Origin of the sequence: Paraburkholderia sp. Cpub6, from assembly GCF_014201065.1 — a bacterium.
Classification (GTDB): domain Bacteria; phylum Pseudomonadota; class Gammaproteobacteria; order Burkholderiales; family Burkholderiaceae; genus Paraburkholderia; species Paraburkholderia tuberum.
In genome coordinates, this window is record NZ_JACHDM010000021.1 from 51,997 (window position 1) to 78,074 (window position 26,078).

A 26,078-nucleotide genomic window follows, 5' to 3' on the forward strand; every position below is an offset into this window, starting at 1 on the left:
TGCTCACACGCTTGCGCTTTTACACGCTCGGAGCCGTATCCTCTTCCGCCTCGTCCAACTCGCTACGCTGAACCGTCGTTACGGAGTCGGGAATGACCGCGGTGGCCGTGACGGGCCGCGGATCTTCGATGCTGTAACGCAGGCGCCAGCCTTCGCGATAGAAACGCAGTTGCCGGTATCGCATCAGATAGACCAGTCCGACGAGCGCGGCGCCGAAGCCCGATGCAGCGCCGACGCCGAGCGCCCAGCGCGGCCCGAAACGGTCGGCGACCCAGCCGACCACCGGCGCGCCGAGCGGTGTGCCGCCGAGCGCGATCGCGAGCAGGATCGCGATCACGCGGCCGCGCATGGCCGGTTCGGTGGTCAGTTGCACGAGGCTATTGGTCGAGGTGGTGAAGGTCTGCGTCGACACGCCGATCGCGATCAGCACGATGCCGAACAGCACGTAGTTCGGCATCAGCGCAGCCGCCGTGCAGCCGACGCCGAACATCGCGCCGGCGCCGAGCAGCAGCCCCATGGTGGGCCGCGCGCGGCGCGCGGCGAGCAGAGCGCCGGTGACCGAGCCAATCGCCATCGTCGAGCTGAGCACGCCGTACTCGCCCGCGCCCGCACGGAACGCGGTGACGGACATCGTCGAGATGAAGATCGGGAAGTTCAGGCCGAAGGTGCCAATCAGGAACAGCATCAGGAGCGCCGCCTTCAGATCGGGGCGTGTCCAGACATATTTGAAGCCTTCGACGAAGCTGCCGCGCGAGCGCACATTGCGCGGCTTGATATGTAACTGGTCCAGCCGCAGCATGCGCAGTGCACCGAGCACGGCGACGAACGAAAGCGCGTTGATCAGAAACACCCAGCCACTGCCCACCGACGCGATCAACAGACCCGCGACCGCTGGCCCGAGCATGCGCGCGGCGTTGAACGACGTGGAGTTCAGCGCGACGGCATTCGCGAGATCGCGTTCGCCGACGAGGTCGGATACGAAGGTTTGGCGTGCGGGGGAATCGAACGCGGTCACGCAGCCGAGCAGGCCCGCGAATACGTAGACCTGCCATAGCTGCACGAGCCCCGTGACCGTGAGCAGACCGAGCGCGAGCGCCAGCGTACCCATTGCGGCCTGGGTCGCGAACAGCAGCTTGCGGCGGTCGAAGTGATCGGCCGCGTAGCCGGTGAGCGGCAGCAACAGCATCTGCGGTCCGAACTGCAGCGACATCACGATGCCCACCGCCGTCGCGTTGTGATGCGTAAGCTCGGTGAGCACGAGCCAGTCCTGCGCCGTGCGCTGCATCCATGTGCCGATGTTCGAGACGATCGCGCCGCTCGCCCAGACACGATAGTTGAATATGCGCAGCGAACGGAACGTGGTGCTCACGGCAGGGGTTTCCTCAACGCGGGGTGGGCCGCATGCGGGTAGCGGCCCGCTTCAATTCGGGCTTTCAGCGCGCGAACGTTCGAGCAGATCGAGCACTTCCCGCGTCGTGCCGGTTTCGCCGAGGCGCGGGAAGATGCGCGTGATGCTGTTGGTGTGCGCGTCGGCGTTCAGATCGGTCATCGCGTCGACGACGAGCGTGACGTTCAGGCCCGCCTCGCTCGCGAAGCGCGCGGTCGATTCGACGCCGATGCTGGTCGCGACACCGACGAGCACCACTTGCGTGACGCCTTGCTGTTGCAGATACGCGGCCAGGTCCGTGTTCGTGAAGGCGCCCCACGTGCGCTTCGTGACCAGATGGTCCGACGGCTGCTGCTTCAGTTCGGGCAGAAGGTCGGCGAAGCCGGGCGGGAAGTCGGCGGAGTGGCGACCCTGGTCGGTGCGGCCCGGTGCGCCGGCGGTGACGTTCACGAGCACGACGGGCAGGCCGTGGCGGCGGAACGCATCGAGCAGCGTAACCGAGCGTTCGACGATTTCGCTGGCCGGATGGGGGGCGGTGGGCAGCGCGACGATGCCGCGCTGCAGGTCGACGACGACCAGTGCGGTTTTGGCGTCGAGAGTAGTGAGTGCCATGAAGTGCTCCTGCGAGTGGCGAGACGCGTGTGCGCGAATTGCGAGTTACAAATCGACGAGGCGTTTCAGCAGATCGACGCCCGTCGCGAGTTGTTGCTGTTCGGCTGCCGTGAAACGCGTTTGAATCGTGCGGTACAGCCAGTCTTCGCGTGCCGCGCGGCTTGCCTTCACCTTCTTGCGAAAGGAGGGTGTCAGCGACAGAACCGTCTGCCGTCCATCGTTAGGATCGGGCGTGCCGCTGACGAGCCCCGCGGCTTTCAGTACCGCGAGCGTTTCTCCCATCGACTGCGGCCGCATGCCGTGCGCACGCGCGAGCGAGGTGACGGTGGCCGGGCCTTCGCGTTCCAGCAAGTTCAGCACCTGCACCTGCGACGGCGTGAAGTCCCCGACATGCGACTCTTCGCGCAGACGCCGGCGCAGCTTGCCCGTCAGCACGCGCAGATCTTCGGCGAGCGTATGAAGTTCTTCCGGCGTAACTGCGGGAGGGGATTGGGTCATGCGGTGAACTCGTGCGATGACATGATGTGAAGGTTTCCTGATAAGGTTACCTTCGTATCTCGCCCGGGTCAAGTTTCGAGGTGGCGGGAGGCTGTACGCCGGGACGTCGCCGCGATGGCCTCAGCGCGCCCGCACGCGCCGGTTGAAAAAGCGCCATACCGCTCCGCCGACGAGCATCGCACCGCCGAGCGCGAGGCCTAGCAACACCAGCGAACTCAGATGCTCGCGCACCACCGGCACATTGCCGAACAGATAGCCGCCCGCGATCAGCGAGACGACCCACAGCGCCGCGCCCGCGGTGACGAACGTGACGAAGCGCGAGAACGTCATGCGCGACACGCCCGCGGCGAACGGTGCGAACGTGCGCACCACGGCGATGTACGGCGACAGCAGGAAGGTCAGGCGGCCGCGCGTCTCGCTGAACACGTGGGCGCGGCGCAGCGCATCGCGATTGAGCCAGTAGTAGTTGCGGGTATAGACCTTGTCGCCGACCGCATGGCCGATCGCGTACCCGACGCTGCTGCCGGCCACCGTCGCGACGAACAGCACGGGCGCGATGATCCACACGTTCAACGCGCCGGTGGCCGCGAGCGCGCCGCAGATGAAGATCAGCGGATCGCCGGGCAGAAAGAACAGCGGCAGAAAACCGTATTCGACGAACACGACGACAAACAGCAGTGCGTAGATTGCCGTGCCGAACTGCACGATCAGCGCGCTCAGGTGCTGGTCGAGGTGCAGCGCGATCTGCAGCACGTTCATCAGGTTCATCTTGGCATGGCCTCGGGTGGCGTTCGGATGTGACGAGTGTAGTCCCGCGAGCGGGCGTGCAGGGCGCTTGCGCGAGTTTATGCCATATGCCGCTTGTCGATGTCGCGGTGCCGATGTCAAACTCGGGCGGTCTTCATCGGACGCAACGCCATGTCGCACGATTCCGCCATCACCTTCCGATTTGCCGCTTTGCACGATGCCGAAACGATTCGTGCCATCGAATTCGAAGCGGGCATGCGTTTCGTCAGCGTCGGCATGACCGGGATTGCCGACGCGCCGCCCATGGCGCGCGAGGTCGTCGAGCGCAAGATCGAGGCGCGCGAGATCATCGTCGCGCTCGACCAGCAGACGATCTGCGCGGGCTTCGTGATGTTCGAGCCGCAGCCGACGCGCATCTACGTTCAGGAACTCGATGTGCTGAGCTCGCACGCGGGCAGGCGCATCGGCGCGGCGTTGATCGAAGAGGTCGCGCGAATCGCGCGCGCGCGACAAGTGACACAGCTGGTGCTGTCGACGTATCGCGACGTGCCGTGGAATGCGCCGTATTACCGGCGGCTCGGATTTCGCGATCTCGACACGTCGGAGCTCGACGCGGCGTTGCTCGCTCGGCGCGACGCGCATATCGCGCGCGGACTCGATGAATCGAAGCGGGTGTTTATGCGGCGCGAGCTTGTCTAGCGCACAAAAAGCGGCGGGCGTGACTGGAATTCAGTTACGCCCGCCGCTTTGTCATTTCATACAGCGGACATGAGCCCGCTGTCGCTACCGATTACACCGTTTCGAGCGCCGGATAATCGGTGTAGCCGACTTCGCCGCGCGCATAGTACGTCGCCGGGACCGGCTTGTTCAGCGGCGCATCTTCAGCGAAGCGGCGCACCAGATCCGGATTCGCGATGAACAGCTGACCCCAGGCCACCGCATCCGCTTCACCGGCGTCGAGCACCTGCTGCGCGCTTTCCCTGGTGAACTTCTCGTTCGCGATATACGGGCCGCCGAACGCTTCCTTCAACTGCGGGCCGAGGCGGTCGTCGCCGAGCGCTTCACGTGCCGCGATAAACGCGATCTTGCGCTTGCCGAGTTCGCGCGCGACATAGCCGAACGTTGCGGCCGGATCGGAATCGCCCATCGTGTGCGCGTCGCGGCGCGGCGCGAGATGCACGCCGACGCGGTTTGCGCCCCACACGCTGATGCACGCGTCGGTGACTTCGAGCAGCAGACGCGCGCGGTTTTCGATCGGGCCGCCGTAGGCATCGGTACGCTTGTTGGTGCTGTCCTGCAGGAACTGGTCGAGCAGATAGCCGTTCGCGCCGTGCACTTCGACGCCATCGAAGCCCGCGGCCTTGGCGTTTTCCGCGCCCTTGCGGAACGCTTCGACGACACCGGCGATTTCATCGAGCTCGAGCGCGCGCGGCGTCACGAACGGACGCTCGGGACGCACGAGGCTCACGTGACCACCCGCCGCGATCGCGCTCGGCGCGACCGGCAGCTCGCCGTTCAGGAACACCGGATCCGAAATACGGCCGACGTGCCAGAGCTGCAGGAAGATTTTGCCGCCCGCGTCGTGCACGGCCTGCGTGACGAGCTTCCAGCCTTCGACCTGCTCCTGCGACCAGATGCCCGGCGTTTCGGCGTAGCCGACGCCTTGCGGCGTGACCGATGTCGCTTCGCTGAGGATCAGACCGGCGCTCGCGCGCTCGGCGTAGTAGCGCGCCATCAACGCGTTCGGCACGCGGATTTCCTCGGCGCGCTGACGCGTGAGCGGCGCCATGATGATGCGGTTCGGCAGCGTGATATCGCCAATTTGCAGCGGATCGAAAAGAGTCGGCATAAGAGTTCACCTTTGGCGGCGGGCAAGGCCCGAGCCTCAAAAAACTGCGTGAAAAAGGAAGCGCGGCGATGCGAATGCGGCGCTCAGAGCTTCGCGTTCATGTATTCGAGGAACGCCTGAATGACGGGCTCGTTGCGTTTGAAAAACACCCATTGACCAACCCGTTTCGACGTGACGAGCCCCGCGCGCTGCAACGCGGCCAGGTGCGCCGACACGGTGGACTGCGACAGACCACAGCGCGAGTCGATCTTGCCCGCGCACACGCCGTGGTCGAGCGGCAACTCCTGATCGGCAAAATGCGCGTACGGCTCACGCAGCCAGCCGAGAATCTCCCGGCGGACCGGGTTGGCCAGCGCTTTGTGGATCGCGTCGAAATCGGGCGTCATGTGGATGGTTTTCAGGTGATTCGGCAACCGGCACGCCGCATGGCGTGCGCGACATGCATCGCTACAGAACGAATCATATATCGGAACTTAACGATATGGATAAAAACACTACTGCGGATGGGGCGATAGGTATCGACATACAGAAAGTCCGCATTTTCGGAGCACCGCTCTAAACTGAACCGCCCCGGATTTGGTGGAGGCGCCCACTTTTGAGAAAAATCGTATGGGCGCCCCCCCCTTGAGGAAATGGTAGGAATTTCGCAGGTAACCAAGGTCGACTTTCACGGACCTATGGCATGGGCATGCTCATGGTGCAAGATTATGTGGATGTTCAAAGGCAAACCGGAGAGGCCGAGATGAAGCTGACGCCAGTTGGAATCGATATTGCAAAGACGGTCTTTCAGGTGCACTACGTGGACGAGGACACGGGCGAGATCGTGAACAAACCAATCAAACGTGCGGCGTTACTCGAACATTTTGCGAACCGGTTGCCTTGCCTTATCGGCACGGAAGCGTGCGGTGGTGCGCACCACTGGGCGCGGACACTGGTGAAGATGGGCCATCAAGTCAAGTTGATGCCAGGAGAATTCGTGAAGGCATTCAACATCCGAAACAAGACGCGCGGCGACACATATTTGCGAACGCTGCTAATCCACGGTGCACGCAGTGTGTTGATAAATGCGAAAGAACCAGGCGCGTGGGTCGAGCAGCTGAAAAAGCGGCGGCATCCGAACGTGGTGATTGTCGCACTGGCAAACAGAATGGCGCGGACGATCTGGGCGGTACTAGCCAATGATCGTCCGTTCGAGAAGGGATACGTGAGCATACATCCAGCGGAAGTGGGAAACGTCTCGTAAGAAATTGACCCTGTTGAAGTGGAGCGTCGAAGGTTGCGTTGGGAATCGAGAGTGATGGCAACACAGGTCGGACCGTGATTCGCTAAACCTGAATGGCTGCAGGAGCTCCGAGCTCGTGAGAAAAATGAGGTGCGGGTCAGCGGATTCCATAGTGGCCCGCAGCGGAAGAACCAGCTGCAGCAAGGCTGATATACAGCTGTAACCCATCCTGTCCGTCTACGCACAAGAGAGCTTGCTCAAACGGGAGACGTTCATATACGAACTACTATCGGCAACTTGAAACAACGGTCGCCGAACTCGCATTAACTTAAACCAACCAGCCTCCACGATTCCCGGGGCGGTTCACCGGTGCGCTTGACGTGACTCCCCACTTGCGCACCTGGATTGCTGTTCGTACGTCAACTCTTTCGTCGACTCTGCGTCCGGAACTCAGTAGGCGACATCGAGAGCTCTTTACGGAAAAGCTTCGACAGTCTCTCTCCGTTGCTAAGACCGGTTCTACGAGCGATCTTGTCCACCGGAAGATCGCTGTTGGCTAGCAGCTTGCACGTAAGATCGAGCCGCGCACCAAGAAGGTACTTTGAAGGCGTAACACCGAGCTCCCGTTTGAACAGACGCAGGAAATTGCGCTCGCTCATCGAAGACGTGCGCGCCGCATCGCCCACCGATATGGGCTTCGCGCAGTTCTGGACGATCCAACGCGCCGACGCACGTGCTTTCTCGGCGAGCGTCTTTGCATCCATCTCTTCGAACGCGGGGGCTAATGTACGCCCGCTATCCGAACCGAGACGGTCCGCCACGCGCGCCGCCAACTCCGCTCCCAGATCCATCCTGAGCAGTGCGAGCGAGGTCACCAAAGCCTGATCGCGATCATGCTCCGCAGCGCTCGCGGATAACGATCGGAGACGGATATCATGCTTCATCGAAGGCCAATCGCACCGCGCCATGCCGGCAGCCGACAAAACCATGTGCCCATTCCCGATCGCGGTGACACGGACGCCTCTTGCACAAACCAGTCGCAACAGATCAATGAGGTTGTCGTCGACGGAGGCGTGCGCGACACCACTTCCGCTGGGAATGAAGAGGTTGTCGAGACGATCGAAATCGCGCGTGGAAAAATGCTCTGTCCAAACCATCATCGATGACGAGCACGCAACCCCTCCACCGCCAGCCGAGATGAGGTTCACGCGATATGTCACGGAATGATTCGAACTTTGAGATTGTAATTCATTAGCGACATGCAGAGCTTCGGCGAGCGTACCGGCGTCCAGCAACGAAAATCCGTCATACAAAATAATCGCCACGTGCTTCACGATTGTCGAACACTGAACAGACCGAATGTCCTGTCTCGGACAATCAAGTGGTGCTAGCGCGTCAGATAAGATTGGCGTCATGCGGCCTCCAGTTCGGCAGGTTTCTATTCGTCACACAGAAAGAAGACAGGATTTCAATGTGTCGTCGGACTTGATTCTCGCGTTTTCAGATTTATCCTTGTCGTTTTAATCGACAAGGTTTCAGGCGAGAAAAATACGTTGCCGAAGGGCGGTGATGCAAGCCCGGCATCCAGGTCGCGGCGCGCGATAAAAACGACTGTCAGCGGAAAATGCAGCGGCCTTGCCTCAATGTCGAGATGCAAGGTGTCCGCTTCAAAATAGCGGAGGCGTCACTGCAATATGGGCAGCAACCCCGGTAATCAGAAAGAAAATAGTAATAACAAGCATCGACTTTCCGTTTCGTATAACGATATCGTGAGTCTGCGCCTGATGAGAATCAGCGAGGTTCCCATATATCGGTATTCCTGCTTCAAGCGTATTCTTCATATAGTAGACCTTGAAGATAAACTGGCGAGATAATGAGAAGTTGTGCCATGTAAATATCGTTACACGCCATAACTTACCGCGTGAAAAAAAATCCCACCAATTACTTTCGACCTTTATCGGCCGGACAGGGCTAAGTTTTGACTTAATGAAACTACGGCGCGTTCAACTGGCCGCATACCTTGGTGAATTAGTAGGGAAGGCCGGCAAAAGTCCAGGTGTTGACGTCTGGGTGGACGAAAAGCGCTGCAAGGCGAAGCCGCTTCAGATCTAGTCCCGGCTAATTGAATCATTCATGCCCATGGCTTCACCGAGTCTCGTGACCGCAACCATACAAATCCGGTCTCCGGCCTCTTCAAGCGTGATGGTCTGTTCTTTGTAGGCCACTGCGATCGCCTCCACTGCACGCATAAAGAACTCCGACTCCTCATCCGTCCAGTCTACGGGAAGGTCAGCACTAAGCCCTTCTGAATTCATCCCTGCCTCCTGAGGATACCTTGTGAGGCTTACGAAGCAAGCTGGATCTCGCTCATTTTCGCTAGCACCGGATCCGAAGACTGTTAAGTGGGCCTACGTTGTCGCGCGGTCTCCGAGGTCTCGTTTGCCGAGAACTGAGCTGCGAAGCCGTGCCTCAAACTGGAGAAGAATCGTTTCTTTCGAGAAATTGGATGCGGCGTATTGCCGTCCGAGGGTGCCAAGGCGCTCACGAAGCGACGGGTCGTCGGCGAGACGAAGGATGGCGTGTGACAATGCCGTGAAAGAGCCGGGCTCGACTGCGACGCCGACCGAGTTGATGACGCTCCATAACTCGGTACCTTCATTTGCAGTCGCAATTACCGGTCGGCTGCTCGACAGCATTGGGCCAAGCTTCGAAGGCATGACGAGATCCGCGGCGCCCGCAAGCTGTGGAAGGACGTGTATGTCCGCAAGCGATAGCAATTCATTGAACCGCTCTTTAGGTTGCAGCCCGAGAAACTTGACGTTCGGTACGTCACGGGCCTTTTCGAGCAGGACATCTTTTGCTGGTCCAGCGCCACAAATCAGGAACATGATGTCCGCGCGCCACGTGAGAAGCTTTGCAGCGTCGACAATGATTTCCAGACCTTGCTTGAGTCCGAGATTGCCTGAGTAGAGGACGACCAGCGCTCCGTGGCCGATGGTGAGCTGTGCGCGATAGGGGTTGTCCGTGCTGTTTGGATGCGCGTGTTGAGTATCGACCCAGTTGGGAAAGGTGAAAGCTTTTTCCGAGGAGACCCCCTTCTGCACGGCGAGCCGTGTCATCGCTGCGGAGGGTGTCGAGACGACGTCGGCGCGTGACATCAACCATCTTTCCACGCGCAAAGCCAGCTTTCTTGCGACATGGCCTTTCAGTATGCCCAGTCGAAACGCTGCGTCGACTTCGTAGTCCTGTACATGAAGCCAACATGAGGCGCTGGCGACGCGGGCGGCGAACAACGCGACGGGAGACGCGAACAAAGGTGGCTCTACGAGCCACACGGCGTGTGGACGCCACGCGATCTGCCATAGGGCGGCCGGACTCGCGAAAACCGCGAAGCTCATCAGATGTAGCACGCGCTTCAGACCCGACGGGCGCTTGGGGCACCAGAAGGGAACGCGTATGACGGAAACGTTGTTGATTTGCTCAGTCGAGTACGTCAACGCGTTATAGCCAGCCTTGATGCGCCACTCAGGATAGTATGGAGACGCGGTTATCACGCGTATCGTGTGCCCCTGTAATGCGAGCCATTCCGCAAGCTCCGCGGAGTATTTTCCCACCCCTGTCACCTCTGGGGCATAGTTGAGCGAGATTATCAGCACTTTCATTGAGCAATCCACATCTTGGGAATAAGAAGATCAAGTCTGCGTTGGGCACGGGAATGTACGACCCATGCGTTCGGACTCTGATGGAGGCTATCGTTCCGTGGCTTGCTCGCAGTCGCATTCGTATTCGCGTTGTGTCAAAGCTGCGCGTTCGCCTTCCTGATTCGAAGATCGCAGATATCCAACTGCCCGGTCGGACAAATGCTTGTCGTGCCTCGCCTAGATGGGCTTCGCCAGCCAGGACATATGATCGCTAGTCGTGTGGGCGCAGGAGGCCTGGTGCCGGTCTCTTCCCACTCGCGGTGGGCGAAAGCCGACAACTTCTTGCCAATTTCCGTCTTGACCGGGGGCGTCAGGGCGCGGCGCTTATATTCTTTTCACGTCGACGAGATTCAAGTTCGCCACATGCGATCGCGTGAGCACGCTGTGCTAACCCATCCAGTGCTCGGTATACAGCGGCCTTGACGGAGAGTTCGTACAACCATGCCATGGATACTGACACGGTTAATCTGGCGGACTACGCACAGACCTTACTAAGGAACTGACGTCTTATCGCCGCGGTAACGCTGATCGTCGGTAGAACATTCTCGTCATTCAATTCAAGGCGCGGTCTTGACGAGCATTTAGCGGGAGCTAATCGTGCAAAGCGTTCAGTTGACCGGGACTCCCATCGTACTTTCTCGATTCATATTCGGCACCGCCAGTCTTTTCAACAGTGGCTCCGAAAAAGCAAGGCGACGACTATTATTCTCTGCGGTGGACGCCGGGTTCACCCATTTCGACACGGCCCCCTACTATGGATTTGGCTTGGCCGAGCGCGATCTTGGCCACGTTCTCAAAGCACGACCGGAGGTCACTGTCACCACCAAAGTCGGTATCTATTCGCCCGGCGGCGAGGAGCAAAGCGGGGCCGCTGTTTTTGTTCGCAAGGCGACAGGGCGCTTCATAAAGACCATCTCCGGTCCAACGGTGGATTTCTCAGTCGCCCGAGCGAAGAGAACACTCGAGGGCAGTTTGCGTCGTCTGAAGCGTGACTCTATCGACATCTACGCGCTGCACGAGCCTGAACTTTCCCTGCTCAATACTGATGAATGGTTGAAATGGCTCGAGAGTCTCCTACGCGACGGAACGGTCCGTACTTTCGGCCTCGCGCTAACTACGGATAAGGTCGAACCGTTCCTCGCTGCCGGCTCCGAACTGACCCGTTTCATTCAGGTCCACGACAGTCTCACCGGTCGCGAGGCTGACGTACTGACCTGCTACCGCAAGCCCTTCCAGATCACTTATGGTTATGTCTCCGCGTCCCGCAAGGAGGGGTCGCCGCTGTCCGTGACAGAGGTTCTGCGTCGGGCACTACTTCGCAATACCAATGGCGCAATCATCGTGAGCACGAAGCAGTTGGCCAGGCTGCAGCAATATGCCCGGCTCGTGGAGGAAACGGCCGATGCTAAATGACCTGGGCGGGCAGGGCGCGATTTCGCGGGCAGCCGATTTCATAGTCATCGGCGCGGGAACCGTCGGCCTACCGATCAGCGTACTACTGGCGCGGAAGACAGGCGCAACCGTCATCTGCCTGGAAACCGGCGGATTGCGCCAGGAAGAGGACACGCATCCGCTCAATGAAGTCGTCCAGCAGGGGATGTTCTACAAGGGTGCCTCGCACGGACGTTTCCGATGCCTGGGCGGTACCTCGATGCGATGGGGCGGTGCCCTCATTCCCTTCCAAAACTCTGATCTCTGCAATGCCCACTGGCCGATCTCACTCGATGAACTAACCCCTTTCATCGGTGACGTCGAGCGGCTATTCTCCCTGGAACCGGGCCCGTATTCCGACGTCTCCTTTCCGTTCGAACTCGGTGGGACCCATGTCAATCGTCTCGCCAAGTGGCCAGAATTCCGGAAGCGCAATGTGGCGGCGTTGTTGGACGCTGACGTCGCCGCGGCAGCCAACCTTCAGGTCTGGTTGAATGCTCATGTCGTCAAAATCAAAACTCAGTCTGAAGGCGTCCGACTGGAAGCGGTATCGCAAAATGGTGACAGGCTAGCTATTTCGGGGAGGAAGCTCATCGTCGCCGCTGGCGCGATCGAAACAACCCGTCTGGCATTGCTAATCGACCGTCAGAACAATGGAGCCGTCTCCGCCCTTACGTCTGCGCTCGGTCATAACTTCACGGATCATATTTCCGCAGAAGTAGCGGAAATCGTCGCCTCCGAAAGCGCTTTGCTAAACAAGATCGTCGGCTTTCGATTCGGCGCCGCCGGTTCAATGCGCAATATTCGTTTCGAGCTAGCGCCACAAGCGGAGGCGCGGCGGCATCTGCCGCCAGGTTTCTGCCACATCGGGTTCGAGGTTGAGAAACCCGGTGGCTTTGATGTGCTACGGGAGATATTCCGGAATGTACAGCGTCGTAAGTCACCGCCGCCACGAGTGATGTTCGATTTGATTGCGAATACCCCCTGGCTTGCGCGCGCCATGTGGTGGAGGCTCGTGAACAAACGTCTACTGTTTCCCGCCCACTCGCGCCTGATTGTCCATGCGGTGGTTGAGCAGCTTCCATCTCCCAACAATCGTATCACTCTCAGCGATACGTGCTGCGACCGCTTCGGCTTGCCACTCGCTGAGATCAACTGGAGGTTGTCCACGGAAGACAAAGAAAACGTAATCGAGACATCGGAACTATTTAAAAGAACCTGGAGAACGAGCAAATTCGCCTCGCTTGGCGTATGGAAATCGATCGAGCCACAGCAAATCTGGGCCAACATCGATAACGCAGAAGGCATCTTCCATCCGACAGGTTCGACTCGCATGGGTGCTTGCCCCGCCGATGGCGTGGTGGACAAAAACCTCAACCTCTTCGGTGTCGCGAATGTCCAACTGCTTGCCACGTCAGTCTTGCCGACGGGAGGTGGGGCGAATCCGACTATGATGCTCCTGCTGCTGGGGATGCGATGTGTCAATCAGCACGCTACCGGCAGCACGCCGCCAAAAGCTTGATGCTTTCCGCCAACCGCGGGTATTGAGCCGTGTGGACGCTACGATGGTCCGTTGAGAGAGGAGTCTATGCCTAAAGATGCAATCAACCGGGAAGGCGTTCATCCCAGCATCATCCTGAAAGGCGTGAATTCGAGACAGGGACCTTCATTTTCGTTGTCGAACAGATTTCTGAGGGTTCTTTGGGGCGTCATCTACATCGTTTTCTTCGTGCCGACGCCGCGTGTCTTTCATGCGTGGCGTCGCTGGATTCTGCGACTATTCGGGGCCACTATAGGCGCAGGTGTTCACGTCTATCCGCGTGTGCGCATCTGGGCGCCATGGAATCTTTCGATCGGCGACTTTACAGGCGTTGCCAATGGAGTGAACTTGTATTCCATCGAACGCATCACGTTAGGTGAGCGTTGCACGATATCGCAGGGCGCGCAGCTCTGTACAGGAAGTCACGACTACAACCATCCGACGTTTCAGCTAACGGCAAAGCCGATTATTGTGGGATCGGACGCGTGGGTGTGCGCTGAAGTCTTCGTTTGCCCTGGCATTCATATCGCGCCGGGAGCGGTTGTAGGCGCGCGATCAGTGGTAACGCGGAGTCTGCTGGATGAGTGGACTGTGTATGCCGGCATGCCAGCAAGGAAGATTTCTCTTAGAGTCAAGCACGGAGAGCCCAATGAGCAAAGTGTCTGTACTAGTGCTGACGAAGAATGAAGAACAGGATTTGCCTGGTTGTCTTGAGACCGTCATCGGGTGGTCCGACGACATCCACGTATTTGATTCGCTCAGCACAGACGGGACCGTCGCGTACGCTCGCTCGGTATGCGCGAACGTGATCTCCAGACCATTCGACGACTGGTCCACTCACCAGAACTGGGGATTGAAAAACATCCCATTCAAGCACGAATGGGTGCTGTATCTGGATGCCGACGAGCGCGTTCCCCCATTGCTCGTACCGGAGATTGAAACGGCGGTCTCGAACGCCGGCGATGCGGTGGCGTTTCAGATTAGACGCCGCGACTTCTTCAATGACAGGTGGCTCAGGCACGTGCAGGCTTCCCCGTACTTCGTTCGGCTTTTCAGGCCCCAGCATATCCACTATGAACGGCTCGTCAATCCCGTCACCGTGGTGGATGGCAAGACTGGCCGGCTCGACGGCTATCTCGATCACTTCCCTTTCAGCAAGGGGCTATCGCACTGGCTTTCACGGCATAACGCCTACAGTTCGCTGGAAGCAGATCAGTTCCTTCGCAATAAGGCGAACGGCAACAAGTTCAGCTTTTACAAGGCGCTGTTTGCGGCCGATTTCCAGACTCGCCGCTATCATCAAAAGCGCCTGTTCTACCAGCTTCCATGCCGCCCGGTGATCAAGTTCGTTCTTCTTTACTTCGTTCGTCGCGGCTTCCTCGACGGACACCCTGGCTTGGTGTATGCGACGCTGCAGTCGGTCTATGAGTACTTCATCGTTTTGAAAGTCAGGGAGAAGATGAGGGCGGCGAGAACGCAAGTCGATCGCCCTACGTTAAGCGAAGAATTGAAGAGTTGAACCGCGCATGCGCGTTATGATGAATGTCAGTGTCAGCCGGAGATCCCGCCTTGAGAACCCTTCACATTATCTCGTCAATCGAGCGAAGATATGGTGGTCCTGCTGAGGCGCTCAAACGGCTCGCGATGGAGCTCCGGCTTTCCGGACACACTATCGACATTGTCTGTCTTGACTCATCTATTGATGCTGACAAATCGGACGACAATGTTTTCGATCTGGTTGTGAGGCTAGGCCACCACGCTGGCAAATACGCGCTCAACTTCAGGCTTGTTGGGTGGCTGACACAGCATGCGAACCAGTACGATGCAATTATCGTAGACGGCATATGGCAGTTCCACAGCGCGGCGGCCGTTCTCTCGCTTCTTCCGAAAAAGATCCCATATTTCGTGATGCCGCACGGCATGCTCGATCCATGGTTCAACATCGGCCGCCCGTTGAAACATGCCAAGAAGCTAGTCTATTGGATATTTGTGGAGCGTCATGTCATCGGCAATGCGAAGGGGGTTCTCTTCACCACCGACAGTGAGCGCGAACTGGCCCGCTTGGCGTTTCCGCTGTACAGGGCGAAGGAGCTGATGATGATGATTGGCACGGCACCCCCACCTTCGACGGAAACGTTGGACGTTGCGCAGCGGCATTCGCTAGAGACGCCGGGCAAGATTATCCTTTTTCTCGGGCGAATTCACGAGAAGAAGGGCTGCGACTTGCTAATCCAGTCGTTTCACGATCTCCAGAACTTGAGCACCGACTATCGCCTCGTCGTCGCAGGCCCCGATGATCATGGACTCGGGGCGAGATTGCGTCGCGAGGCCGTGCGGCTCGGCATCGCGGATCGTGTTAGCTGGCCTGGCATGGTAACGGGGGCGCACAAGTGGTCCCTGCTGCGCGCTGCCGACGTCATGGTTTTGCCCTCGCATCAGGAAAACTTCGGCGTGGTGGTGGCCGAAGCACTAGCGTGCGGCGTGCCGGTGCTCTTGACCGACAAGGTCGGAATCTGGCAAGAGGTCGTTGCCGATGGAGCCGGGTTCGTGGACGACGATACGCGAGAGGGTATCACCCGCCTTCTGACGCAATGGGCAATGCTGCCGGACGACGAGAAGGTTGCGATGCAATGTTCGGCAAAGCAGTGTTTCAACAATCGGTTTCATATCTCCAGAGTCGCGCAGAACTATATCGCGTTGATGAGCAGGCAGGTAGCGTAAGCATTTCTGCTTTAACACACGCGTGCAGAATGGCTGTCGCAGGAAGTTGAGTTCGTCAGCGCGATTTTACGCTCAACCGTTGCTGCCCCTTCCAGGACATCTCATTCGCGGAAGAGCAGCGTCAGAGGATCACACGCTCCAATGCCGCTTGCAGATAATTTTTTCGTGCGCGCACCGGTCTCCATCCTGCGGCTCTGTTTTCGTCGCTTGCCGTTTGGTATCGGAGCCTCGGAAGGGCGCGACAGGGATCGCTATGTGCGCGCCGCGCGTTCCGCTGCATGCAATGCGGTGAGTGCCGCGATGGGCTTTGCGGTAGTGCTGCTCTCGGTCTCTTTGACGCTTCCGTATCTCGGGCAAGAGCGCTTTGGCATCTGGATGACAATATCAAGCCTCGCAGTGATGTTGTCGGTGCTTGACCTTGGCGTCGCGAATGGCCTCGTCAACCTGGTTGCGGACGCAAAAACGAGCGGCGATCAAGAGAAACTGCAGACGATTGCGACTCGCGGCGTACTGCTGCTCGTGGTGATCGGCGCAGCCGCTGGGGCTGTGCTCGTTGGTGCCGTGAGGTTGCTGGACTTCCAAAGGCTGCTCAAGATCGAATCGGCAGACGTCACAAGAGAAGCGGTGGAGTCAACGGTGGTTTTCATCACACTGTTTTGCGTGAACATCCCACTAAGCGGCGTGAGAAAGGTTTTTTATGGTCTTCAGCGAGCATGGGAGCCACATATCGCTGCTGCGATCGGATACTTTTTCTCGCTACCGCTTCTTTATCTCTGCAACCGCTATCGCGCACCGTTGCCGTATCTCGTGCTTTCTACCTATGGCATGCAGGTCGGCACGACGTTGATTCTCGTTTGGCGTCTTCGCCGGGAGCGGATTTTTCGCGTTCATCGCGGCATATGGCTGGGAACGGGGTGGCAAGACTCGAGGCTGCTACTGCGGACGAGCGGCATGTTCCTGATTCTTCAACTTGGCATGATATGCGGCAGCGCATGCGATCCGCTGATCGTTTCAAACATTCTCGGCGCGAAGGAAGTGGCGAGACTGGCCGTTGCGCAGCGGTTGTTCCAGGCGATCACCGTCGGGATGGCCATGCTGTCGGGGCCGCTCTGGGGTCTCTATGCCGACGCACACTCGCGCGGTGAGAAGATGTTCATCAGGCACACGCTGAAGGTGTCCATGGGCGTCACGGGCGCCATCGCGGTGCTGACAAGCGCGCTGATTCTGGCAGCTTCCCCCTGGCTTCTGAAGGTTTGGACGGGCAATCACCTGGCTGTACCTTTCCCATTGCTGTGCGCGGCGGGGATGCTGGCGGTGGTCGAAGCAATGGGAAACGCTTTCACCATCTTTCTGAATGGAATGAGCGAATTACGCCCCCAGTTGCTTGCCGTATTGATCTTCAGCGCGGTATCCATTCCGCTCAAGGTGTGTCTGCTCTTGAAGTTCGGCACAGTGGAATGGGTGGTCTGGTCGTCCATCATTGCGAGCATCATCGCCGACTATGGCGTCTATATCGGCCTCTTCAGGAAGCAGATTCTTGCGCACGCGTCGCTCGGTCCGGTTTCGTGACTCTCACACCCACCTTCTGAACGTATGGCCGACTTCCAGGAAAAGTTGCGGTTGGCGGGGGACGCGCTCAAAAACAGACGTGGAGCCTTGAGGAGAATCATGGCCGCCTGCTTCGGCCTGTCTGGCGCATCTGCACAAGCGGCGCAGCGGCAGGCGTCGGGACTGCAGCCGTCGCACACGCAGAGCGGTTCGACCTCGATGCGGCCCGTGAGCGACTTGTCGCCCGACGACAGGGTGATAGTCACCAGGTCTTCGCTCGCATACACCGAAATCCGACACCTCGCTGAATTTGTGCTTGCGCAAGGTCCGATTCAGGGCTACGCCAGCTTGCGTGACTACGGCGGACCGCTTACGAGACTGCTCGTTTTTCAGCACGCTGCGGGCGAACGCGATTTGGATGCTGCATATTATTGGCTCGATCCTACCGACGTCTTGAGCCGGGACAACGGCGGCACAGTGCTGGTTTCGAAGAGCGGAAAGCGTTGGAAGCGCGTATTCGAGGGCGACATCCATGCCCGATGGTTCGGTGCATGCGGTGACGGCACGACGGATGACGGTGACGCGATCAATCGCGCCGTCGCATTCGCAGGATCGCTCTATGCATCGACGGGCCGGACTCAGTGCGTTGTGCTTGATAACGGCACGTTCTACCTTGCAGCCGCGCGCGGAACGCTGGCCATCCCTTGTCACGACGATGGCACGGTTAAGCAGGGAAAAGGCGGGAGGCTCCCGTCTGAGCCTCCCATGCGACAGCCCTATTGCGTAGGCGTATGGCCGGGGGTCAAACTATATGGACATAACGCCGTGGTGAAGGGCAACTATCGCTACGGCATGGCGGACGCGTCGCAGCCAGTCACTTTCGGCTTGCTCGATCAATTCGACACGGCGATGGATGCAGGGCTCGAGAATCTGACATGCGTGGATTGCTTCATGGCTTTTGGCGCCCTGTCCGCGACGCTCGCAGGCTGCATCTTTGACAGACTTCACTTTGTCGGCTGCGGGGTGGGTATCTATGCGGCTGTGCTGGAACAGTGCACGTTCAGCAATATCGAGGCGCTGCGCACGGGCGTCCCTGTTCTTGTCGGAGGGCAATGGGTCGATCGCAACGACGACTACAACGAACGAGGCGGCTTCGCGGACAAGTGCACCATCATCAACGTGCGTAACATCTATGACCGCGTCTATGGCGACGATGAGCGCAAGATCGATCAATGGTTCGATGCCACGTTCTTCAAGTCAATCAACAACGAGCGCAGACTCAGCGCGCGGACTAATGCCGCGTCACCGGCGAGGGCGTATCCCTATCGGGGCATTTGCGGATTCTGCATACGCGTCATGGCGCGCTATGCGCGCCCTTCGAATAGCAATGTCTTCATGCAAATAACGCACGCTTACTCGCCGCGTCCAGCGGTGCTGGTTGATGCATGCCAATCGGCTGTCTTCAACGGCGTTTATATGGAACGCGTCGGCTATCGCGACCATCGCAAGCGAACCGGTGCCGTTGGCGCCGGATGGGACGATCCTTACCTTGGTCATGGCGTCCTCGTCCCGGCGTTCATAGGAGAACTCGACGTCTCCTCCTGCGTTTCCGGTGTCAACATCCAGCAGTCTTTCGGCGTTTCGGTCGTTCGATCTGACGGCCCTGTCGGATCCGTCCAGTCATCGGACTGTGTTTTCAAAGAACCGCAGCCTCGCTACACCCTGCCTGCCACCACTTTCACCAACGATGTGACGATACGCAGTGGAGCGCTTCGCGCATTGGAGGATGCCAGGCATCGGATCGGTGGATTGGGCCTCTACACCGTGCATTTCGATGGCGGCAGTTTCGACACTGAGATTTCCTGCCCGAAGGACGAAGAAGGGCATGCAGTCATGGTGCTGGTGTCACGCGATGCGAACCGCGTAGAGAGCGCGTCGTCCGGTCTCTATCTGCTGCAGCTTTCGCGCAATAGTACGAGCGCTCCGGTTGGAACGCTCGTGTCGGGAAGCGATGTCCTGCGTTTTGCTGTAAGTCCGCGGAACATGCTGGAACTACGAGCTACTGTCCATGGCGCACACCACGTCGTGATGATCGGCAACCGGCCGTTCGAGACTTAGGACTGACCCCGCATCGAGGGCAAAGCTGATCAAGCCCACCGCAGAGCTACTCCGAGCGTTGTAGATCGGAGTGAATAAGGAAGGCAGAACAGGATGAAGCAGCAGACGCTGGCGATGGCAGTTGATGGTATCAGGATGAACGCCATGAACATCAATACTGCGGCGATTGACGATGCTGTCCTCGCGCTCCTCTATTTGACCCTGCATGACCATAGCCGGGCCTGGAAAAGCTTCGATTGGGATGCGCTCAACCGACTGCATGAACGAGGGCTCATTGCCGATCCGGTCAACAAAGCAAAATCCGTGGTGCTGACGGAGGACGGCCTGCGAGAATCTGAACGCCTCTTCAAGCAGCACTTCGTCACCGCTGGCGGCAAAACCAATTAATGAAACGAATTTCCAACTCACGACACTAGGGGGCACGCTACTGGCCAGTGGATCGTTTCATTCTAAACGACCGTCCTATCGTGCCCGACAACATCTTGGCGATTTCGGTCTCGACACGGCGCAAGCAGCAGGCTTATCTAAAATAGACTGCGGCGGCGAATGTTCCGCATTCTCGAATTTCAGTCATTGAAGTAGTGGCAGAGTACCTGTCTAAATGGACGCACGGTCAATGCGTCGCGTCGTCGCTCCCGTAACTGGTTGCCCCTGGCGTTATCCCGCTGGCGGGCGCAAAGCACCCCACCCGAGAAACCATGGCCTCAAGGAAACAGATCACGCGCGATGATCCGCTGCAGGGCGACGAGATCTCCATCTCGGACTACCTTCGCACAATCGGCGAGAGCTGGCGTCTAATCGGCATGATTGCGCTCGGCGTTCTCGCGCTGGGATTGTTGTATGGCCTGATGCATCCGCCCTTGTACCGGGCCGATGCGCTCATACAGATTGGCACACCCGCGTCCAGCTCTCCCGAAGCCGAAGCGTTGGGCCGGCTTGCCTCGATATTCGATTCGAGGGTGAAAGCCAGTGCAGACGCCGAGATGGAACTCATGCGCTCACGCCTGGTGGTCGGCGAGGCGGTGCAGCAACTGAATCTCCAAACTACGGCGCAACCTCGGTACTTCCCACTTATTGGCCGTTGGATCGCGCGACTCCGCAGCGGATCCGCCAGCATGAAACCCCTGTTTGGACTGCGGCAGTTCGCCTGGAGCGACGAGTCGATCGAAGTATCGAAATTCGATGTTCCTCATGCTGCAATCGGCCACGAATTCATCGTAAAGGCGAGACAGGTCCCGTACTTCAAGTTGATTGCGCCTGACGGCAAAGCGCTCGGAATAGGAGAAGTCGGCCACGAGCTGGTGGTGCCTTTCGGCGACGGCAAGGTGCATCTTCTCGTCAATAAGTTATCCGCTTCTCCAGGCGGGGAATTTACACTGAAGTCAAGTTCGATAGAGGCCACGATCCTCGCGCTGAAAGATGCTTTGGTCATTTCAGAAAGAAAGTCGCAAACCGGCATGATCGGTGTTGCCCTGGAGGGACCCGACCCGGTGCGCACTGCGGACATCGTCAATGCGGTTGCTCAGCAGTATCTCGCCCAGGATCTTGCAAGGCGTACGTCCGAGGCCGAACACTCGCTTCTCTTCCTCGAGGATCAATTGCCGAAGCTGCGGGACGAATTACAGCAAGCAGAGGATAAGTACAACGCTTTTCGTAATAGCAATGGAACCGTCGATCTGAGTGTGGAAAGCCGGTTGTTGCTGCAACAGGTTGTCGATCTCGATACCGCCTTGCGCGGACTCTTGCAGCAGCGCGACGACATCTCGCAGCATTACAAGGAGGGTTACCCGCTACTTACGGCGGTGGACTCGAAGATCGCCCGATTGCAACAAGACCGCGAAGCGCTGAGCCAGCGTGTTGCCAGTTTGCCGGATAAGGAGCAAAACGCAGTGCGTCTGATGCGCAACGTTCAGGTCGACACAGACCTCTATACGAATCTCCTGAACAGTGCGCAACAGCTTCGTGTCGTCAAGGCGGGCAACGTAGGCAACGTGCGCATTGTCGATCTCGCGGTGCCCCCCGAGAAGTCGAGCAAGCCTAACTGGCAGGTACTATTGTCGTTGTCTGCCGTGCTTGGGCTTGTACTGGGAATCGTCACCGCGTTCCTTCGCAAGGCGTTGTCTGGTGGAATCGAGCGAAGCGCCGAGATCGAGGCAGCCCTTGGAATACCCGTTTGCGCTGTCGTGCCGCACAGCGAACGGCAAATTCGTTTGCAGGAGGCAATGCGCCGCAAGGCTCCGGGCATACATGTGCTTGCCGCGGTATGGCCAGGGGATGTCGCGGTCGAAGGCGTGCGAAGCTTGCGAACAGCGTTGCAATCGATCGGATCGGAAGTCAGGAACAATGTCGTGATGATCACAAGTTCCCGTGCCGGGGTAGGAAAGTCGTTTGTCGCGGCCAATCTTGCAATCGTGTTGGCGACAGGCGGGAAAAAGGTGCTCCTGATCGATGCCGACATGCGCATGGGCGACATACACAGATCCTTCAACCCGGCTGGCGGCCCCGGCTTGACCGAGTTGCTAAAGGGTGCGGCGTTTGACGACGTGGTCGTCCGCGATGTCATGAATGGCGTCGACCTGATCCCGCGCGGGGGCGAGACGCCAAACGCCGCGGACTTGCTCACGACTCGGAGACTGAGCGAGATACTCGAAGTTGCATCGCGGCGGTATGACGCTGTCGTCGTCGATACGCCGCCTGTGCTTGCTGTCACCGATGCAACGCTGATCGGCCGGCAGGCCGGTACAACGCTGCTGGTCGTTCGGCACGGTCGGCATCCGGTGGACGAACTGTATGAGGCGCTCAACCGGTTGCGCAGTAGTGGCGTGAACGTGGCAGGAACTCTCTTTACCGATGTTCCGCTCGACAAGGCGCGATACGGTTCAGGCTACGGCAGGTACGACGGGTACGGCAAAAGCGACGGCGAGTCCAATGTCAGGACAGCCTGAACGAATCACAAGAAGTATCACGCACAGCGCAGTATCAAAACAAGGAGAAGGAACCATGTCGAACAAGGTTGCACTGGTCACCGGCATCACAGGCCAGGATGGCTCTTATCTTGCTCAATTCCTGCTCGACAAAGGATATGAAGTGCATGGTGTCAAGCGGCGCACCTCGCTCTTCAACACGGATCGCATCGACCATTTATACGAGGACGACCACGCATCGCAGCGCCGCTTTCATCTTCACCATGGCGACCTGACCGACTCGTCGAGCATCTTGCGAATTATTCAGCGGGTGCAACCGGATGAGATCTATAACCTCGCCGCGCAAAGCCATGTTGCGGTTTCGTTTGAAGAGCCTGAGTACACGGCGAACGCGGACGGCCTGGGTGCGCTGCGCATGCTAGAAGCCGTGCGAATTCTGGGCTTCGAGAAGACGGCCCGGTTCTATCAGGCGTCGACATCGGAGTTGTTCGGGCTCGTGCAGGAAGTGCCGCAACGGGAGGGCACGCCCTTTTATCCGCGCAGTCCGTATGCGGTAGCGAAGATGTACGCGTACTGGATCACGGTCAACTATCGCGAGGCGTATGGCATATACGCTTGCAACGGCATTCTGTTCAATCACGAATCACCCGTTCGGGGCGAGACGTTCGTTACGCGCAAAATTACGCGCGCCATCGCACGTATTGCAATCGGTTCGCAGAATTGCCTTTACCTTGGCAATTTGTCGGCGAAACGCGATTGGGGACACGCGCGCGATTACGTCCAGATGCAATGGCTCATGTTGCAACAGGACGAGCCGGAAGACTTTGTCATTGCATCTGGCGTGCAATACAGCGTGCGCGAATTCGTTCAGCAGGCGGCGTGCGAACTCGGCATCAAGCTTCGGTTTGACGGAAGCGGAGTCGATGAAGTCGGGATCGTCGAAAGTGTGAGCGGCCGGGAATGCCGGGTCGCGCCCGGGACGGTCATCGTGCGAGTGGATCCTCGCTATTTTCGACCGACAGAGGTCGAGACCTTGCTCGGCGATCCGTCGAAAGCCCACGCGAAGCTCGGATGGGCACCGACCGTGACGTTCGGCGCTCTTGTCAGGGAAATGGTGTTGTCCGACTATCAGATCGCCAAGCGGGATGCGCTGATCACGCTGGCTGGCTACAGGGCGTTGGAGCATCACGAGTAAGGACGAAGTTTGGCCGAGTCGGCATGTAACTCAGGAGCGTGTGGAATGTCGCCGCGTTTCGTATTTTCACTCACTGTCTTTACGCTCTTCGCGGCAGGCGTGGCGCAATACGCGGATCAGGCGCTTGGCGCGCTCGGCACCGGAGCAATCAACGTCTGGAACTTAAATTCGGCCGCCATGGATGACGCAGGTGCTGTCAAGTACGTGAAGGACGCGAGCATCGCCTTGATCGGAGTCGGGTGGCCTCTTGCGCTCGGTTTGAATCGCTTTCGGGGGGGAATGCGTACGTTTATTCTGATGTTCTTCACGTGGATTCTTTGCATCGTATCGGTGGGACTCGTGCCGTTCATCGCAGGTTGGACGCCATTGTTCTTCCTACCCGCGGGATTGCGCTGGGTTCTGCTGGTTCATGCGTCATTCGGCCTGTTTTTGTTCGCGAGTTTGCTGCCGGCCGAGAAGCAGGGACAAACGGCCCTCGTCCTCGCATTGCTCGCGCTTGCCGCATTGGACTTTTACGTTGTCCTGCGACAATGGATACAACTCGGACAAATACAGCAAGTTCTATTTATGCAGGATCGGTACACGGGCCTGTTCAGTAACGCGGCGCTAGCAGGCATGTATGCGATTTCGCTTGCAAGCATGGTGCTCGTTCTGGACCGCGCCCGGCTGTTGTATCGGCTTATATTGCTCTCCCTCGCCGTCGCGATTGCCGTCTCTTCGGGAACGCGATTCGCTATGCTCAGTATCGCGTCCATCGTCGGCGTAGTGGTTTGGGAAACGCTTGGGGGACGGCTGAGCCGTAATGATCGGATGCTGCTGGTGGTGACTGCGCTACCGATTGCTTTTTGGCTCGCAATCGTTGGCTATTCTCACATGGTGGAAGCGGTCGGCCGCGGTGATGTGCTGACTGATCAACTCGAGGAAGGCGGTCGTTTATCCAACCTGGGGAAGATAGCGGAGCAGTTGTCAGAGGCAACTCCGGGAGAACTCTTTTTGGGGCGGGGCCTCGGCGTAGGCACGAACACAGCCGTCATGCTCCTCCAGCGTGCGGGCGTCGACCCTGAGCAATACCGGTTCAATCTGCTCATCGATAACGCCTTCGTGACGATGCAGTTTCAAATCGGAATTGTGGGTATGCTAATTTTCGCGACGGGTGCGACGGCGTTTTTCTGGCGCATCCGTCCGCGTCATTCGAGGCGTCAGTCAGTTCGATATGTGGTGTTCGTTGGGATCACGATTGCAGCCTGCATGGACATCAACCTATTCGAGCAGTATCCACTGGTGACGACTCTGATGCTCTGCTTTGGGGACATCTACGGGTGCTCTCTCGGCGCGTATTTGTCCACGCGTCGATCACGTGGCGTTGACTTGCGTGGCACTGAAGCAGGAGTCGCTGACGTGGAGCAGCAGAAATGCTTGTTTTCATAGCGCCTTACAGCGCCTCTAATCGTGGGGCGAATGTGAATCTGGGCGCCGCACGCAAGGTGGAGTTTTTTCTGGCGTTGGCATCGCAACTTTCCAAGGATGTTCTTTTGATCAATACGGGCCACATAGAGGCAGGATGGTCACGTAGAAAATGTCGGGATTCCGTCATCGGCACGCAACGCATTCGGGAGATTTCGCTTCGCTGCTACCCTGTAAGGCCCATCGGCAAGCTGCTGAACCTCTTCGAAGTCTTGGCGCTGAGCGATGAGATAGCGAAGGTCGGCAAGCCCGAAGCCGTATGGATCTATAACGCTTACGCGTTCGAGTCCATGCTCGCTCGCGTGCTGACGCACCGGTTCGGTGCGCGTCTGATCCTCCAGTTCGAAGATTGGCTGCTTTCTCGTCGCCGCTGGCATCCGAAGCCGTTGCTCGACTTCATCGCATGGCGATACGTGTTACCCGCTCCATCGTTATGTCTTGCGGTTAACGATCACTTATCGACACGCGAACATCAACGCAGCGGTTGTCCCGTGGTGCTGTGTCCGGGCGTGGTGTCGGACGATCTCATTGAAGCTTGTGGACAGCGGCGTCCATTCTCGCGAACGGCAGATGCTAGAACGATGGTTGGCTATTTCGGTGGGCTGAGCGTCGAGAAGGGTGCTGACGTGGTTCTCGACCTGATCCGGAAGTCCGGCGGACGCCTCATGTTTCACGTCTGCGGAACGGGTCCGCTGGCACGCGAGTTCGTAAGGCTGTCCGCCGAGGATTACCCGGTGCACTTCCACGGTCGGGTGGACGAAAAAGTCTTGTTCAAATTGATTTCCGACTGTGACGTGCTGGTGAACCCGCATGTTTCGATAGAGAAAATGGGTAACGGGGTCTTTCCTTTCAAGGTTGTCGAATATGTCGCGTCGGGAAGATTGGTCATTTCCACCGAACTTCCCCCGATGAGCATGAAGGAGATCCACGACGCCATATGCTTTGTTTCCGCGGATGCAAGGTCCATCGCCGATGCGTTGGCAAACGCAGAGCAGACGTATCGCCGAAAACGCATGAGCATCGAGCGGGCAATGAAAGCAGCCGCTCAACTTCTGACGCGAGACGCGCTAGAAAGGTCGATATCCAGGGCTTTGAGCAGTCGAATCAAGGACTAGTCCATT

Annotated in this window: 25 protein-coding genes; 14 read left to right on the forward strand and 11 right to left on the reverse strand. The window is 58.5% G+C overall.

The annotated features are described in order from the left end of the window. Positions 1 to 19 precede the first annotated feature (19 nt). The 4 genes from HDG33_RS27475 to HDG33_RS27490 form a co-directional block, all read right to left on the reverse strand. The gene (locus HDG33_RS27475; RefSeq protein WP_184036513.1) at positions 20 to 1,369 is read right to left on the reverse strand and encodes an MFS transporter; all 1,350 of its coding nucleotides are present in this window, start codon (positions 1,367 to 1,369) and stop codon (positions 20 to 22) included. Between the two features lie 51 nt (positions 1,370 to 1,420). Further along, entirely contained in the window at positions 1,421 to 1,999 is a 579-nt protein-coding gene (locus tag HDG33_RS27480; protein ID WP_184036516.1) for an isochorismatase family protein, read from the reverse strand. Between the two features lie 45 nt (positions 2,000 to 2,044). Continuing rightward, positions 2,045 to 2,497 carry a MarR family winged helix-turn-helix transcriptional regulator gene (locus HDG33_RS27485; RefSeq protein ID WP_184036519.1) on the reverse strand — a complete coding sequence of 151 codons (453 nt, stop codon included), beginning with the start codon at positions 2,495 to 2,497 and terminating at the stop codon, positions 2,045 to 2,047. A 120-nt stretch (positions 2,498 to 2,617) separates the two neighbouring features. Next, entirely contained in the window at positions 2,618 to 3,265 is a 648-nt protein-coding gene (locus HDG33_RS27490; protein ID WP_184036546.1) for a VTT domain-containing protein, read from the reverse strand. A gap of 150 nt (positions 3,266 to 3,415) precedes the next feature. Between HDG33_RS27490 and HDG33_RS27495 the strand changes: the two genes are divergently transcribed. Next, a complete protein-coding gene (locus HDG33_RS27495; protein WP_184036549.1) occupies positions 3,416 to 3,943 on the forward strand; it encodes a GNAT family N-acetyltransferase in 528 nt (175 codons plus the stop codon). A 91-nt stretch (positions 3,944 to 4,034) separates the two neighbouring features. On the opposite strand, the gene HDG33_RS27500 is transcribed toward HDG33_RS27495, so the two are convergent. Beyond that, on the reverse strand, positions 4,035 to 5,093 hold the full coding sequence (locus tag HDG33_RS27500; protein ID WP_184036552.1) for an alkene reductase: 1,059 nt from the start codon (positions 5,091 to 5,093) through the stop codon (positions 4,035 to 4,037). A gap of 83 nt (positions 5,094 to 5,176) precedes the next feature. Then, on the reverse strand, positions 5,177 to 5,479 hold the full coding sequence (locus HDG33_RS27505) for a helix-turn-helix transcriptional regulator (RefSeq protein ID WP_184036555.1): 303 nt from the start codon (positions 5,477 to 5,479) through the stop codon (positions 5,177 to 5,179). 356 nt (positions 5,480 to 5,835) lie between these two features. Between HDG33_RS27505 and HDG33_RS27510 the strand changes: the two genes are divergently transcribed. Then, positions 5,836 to 6,336, forward strand: a complete 501-nt coding sequence (locus tag HDG33_RS27510) for a transposase (RefSeq protein WP_184036717.1) — start codon at positions 5,836 to 5,838, stop codon at positions 6,334 to 6,336. A 398-nt stretch (positions 6,337 to 6,734) separates the two neighbouring features. On the opposite strand, the gene HDG33_RS27515 is transcribed toward HDG33_RS27510, so the two are convergent. From HDG33_RS27515 to HDG33_RS27535, 5 genes are all read right to left on the reverse strand, one after another. After that, positions 6,735 to 7,640, reverse strand: coding sequence for a helix-turn-helix domain-containing protein (locus tag HDG33_RS27515; RefSeq protein ID WP_311548386.1), 906 nt, complete (start codon positions 7,638 to 7,640; stop codon positions 6,735 to 6,737). 143 nt (positions 7,641 to 7,783) lie between these two features. Then, positions 7,784 to 7,972: a hypothetical protein gene (locus HDG33_RS27520; protein WP_184036561.1), complete on the reverse strand. Its 189-nt coding sequence runs from the start codon at positions 7,970 to 7,972 to the stop codon at positions 7,784 to 7,786. Positions 7,973 to 7,982: 10 nt separating this feature from the next. Next, positions 7,983 to 8,156, reverse strand: coding sequence for a hypothetical protein (locus tag HDG33_RS27525; RefSeq protein ID WP_184036564.1), 174 nt, complete (start codon positions 8,154 to 8,156; stop codon positions 7,983 to 7,985). Positions 8,157 to 8,423: 267 nt separating this feature from the next. Continuing rightward, positions 8,424 to 8,630 (reverse strand): hypothetical protein, encoded by a 207-nt coding sequence (locus tag HDG33_RS27530; protein WP_184036567.1) that lies wholly within the window; start codon positions 8,628 to 8,630, stop codon positions 8,424 to 8,426. A 93-nt stretch (positions 8,631 to 8,723) separates the two neighbouring features. Continuing rightward, on the reverse strand, positions 8,724 to 9,977 hold the full coding sequence (locus tag HDG33_RS27535; RefSeq protein WP_184036569.1) for a glycosyltransferase WbuB: 1,254 nt from the start codon (positions 9,975 to 9,977) through the stop codon (positions 8,724 to 8,726). Positions 9,978 to 10,613: 636 nt separating this feature from the next. Here HDG33_RS27535 and HDG33_RS27540 point away from each other — a divergent pair. From HDG33_RS27540 to HDG33_RS27595, 12 genes are all read left to right on the forward strand, one after another. Beyond that, positions 10,614 to 11,429, forward strand: coding sequence for an aldo/keto reductase (locus HDG33_RS27540; protein ID WP_184036572.1), 816 nt, complete (start codon positions 10,614 to 10,616; stop codon positions 11,427 to 11,429). Continuing rightward, positions 11,419 to 12,969 (forward strand): GMC oxidoreductase, encoded by a 1,551-nt coding sequence (locus tag HDG33_RS27545; RefSeq protein WP_184036575.1) that lies wholly within the window; start codon positions 11,419 to 11,421, stop codon positions 12,967 to 12,969. Before HDG33_RS27540 ends, HDG33_RS27545 begins: the two co-directional genes overlap by 11 nt. 66 nt (positions 12,970 to 13,035) lie before the next feature. Continuing rightward, the gene (locus HDG33_RS27550; RefSeq protein WP_221311560.1) at positions 13,036 to 13,674 is read left to right on the forward strand and encodes a putative colanic acid biosynthesis acetyltransferase; all 639 of its coding nucleotides are present in this window, start codon (positions 13,036 to 13,038) and stop codon (positions 13,672 to 13,674) included. After that, on the forward strand, positions 13,637 to 14,506 hold the full coding sequence (locus tag HDG33_RS27555; RefSeq protein WP_184036578.1) for a glycosyltransferase family 2 protein: 870 nt from the start codon (positions 13,637 to 13,639) through the stop codon (positions 14,504 to 14,506). The genes HDG33_RS27550 and HDG33_RS27555 overlap by 38 nt, the downstream gene beginning before the upstream one ends. 50 nt (positions 14,507 to 14,556) lie before the next feature. Beyond that, the gene (locus HDG33_RS27560) at positions 14,557 to 15,708 is read left to right on the forward strand and encodes a glycosyltransferase (RefSeq protein WP_221311561.1); all 1,152 of its coding nucleotides are present in this window, start codon (positions 14,557 to 14,559) and stop codon (positions 15,706 to 15,708) included. Between the two features lie 141 nt (positions 15,709 to 15,849). Next, positions 15,850 to 17,277 (forward strand): lipopolysaccharide biosynthesis protein, encoded by a 1,428-nt coding sequence (locus tag HDG33_RS27565; protein ID WP_184036583.1) that lies wholly within the window; start codon positions 15,850 to 15,852, stop codon positions 17,275 to 17,277. A gap of 99 nt (positions 17,278 to 17,376) precedes the next feature. Continuing rightward, the gene (locus HDG33_RS27570) at positions 17,377 to 19,374 is read left to right on the forward strand and encodes a hypothetical protein (protein ID WP_184036586.1); all 1,998 of its coding nucleotides are present in this window, start codon (positions 17,377 to 17,379) and stop codon (positions 19,372 to 19,374) included. A gap of 144 nt (positions 19,375 to 19,518) precedes the next feature. After that, positions 19,519 to 19,761, forward strand: coding sequence for a DUF6429 family protein (locus tag HDG33_RS27575; RefSeq protein WP_184036723.1), 243 nt, complete (start codon positions 19,519 to 19,521; stop codon positions 19,759 to 19,761). 311 nt (positions 19,762 to 20,072) lie between these two features. After that, positions 20,073 to 22,319, forward strand: a complete 2,247-nt coding sequence (locus HDG33_RS27580) for a polysaccharide biosynthesis tyrosine autokinase (RefSeq protein WP_184036589.1) — start codon at positions 20,073 to 20,075, stop codon at positions 22,317 to 22,319. 55 nt (positions 22,320 to 22,374) lie between these two features. Beyond that, the gene (gmd, locus tag HDG33_RS27585; RefSeq protein ID WP_184036592.1) at positions 22,375 to 23,493 is read left to right on the forward strand and encodes a GDP-mannose 4,6-dehydratase; all 1,119 of its coding nucleotides are present in this window, start codon (positions 22,375 to 22,377) and stop codon (positions 23,491 to 23,493) included. A 45-nt stretch (positions 23,494 to 23,538) separates the two neighbouring features. Continuing rightward, complete coding sequence (locus HDG33_RS27590; protein WP_184036595.1) at positions 23,539 to 24,921, forward strand: hypothetical protein; 1,383 nt, start codon at positions 23,539 to 23,541, stop codon at positions 24,919 to 24,921. After that, entirely contained in the window at positions 24,906 to 26,072 is a 1,167-nt protein-coding gene (locus HDG33_RS27595; protein ID WP_184036598.1) for a glycosyltransferase, read from the forward strand. The genes HDG33_RS27590 and HDG33_RS27595 overlap by 16 nt, the downstream gene beginning before the upstream one ends. Positions 26,073 to 26,078: the final 6 nt, after the last annotated feature.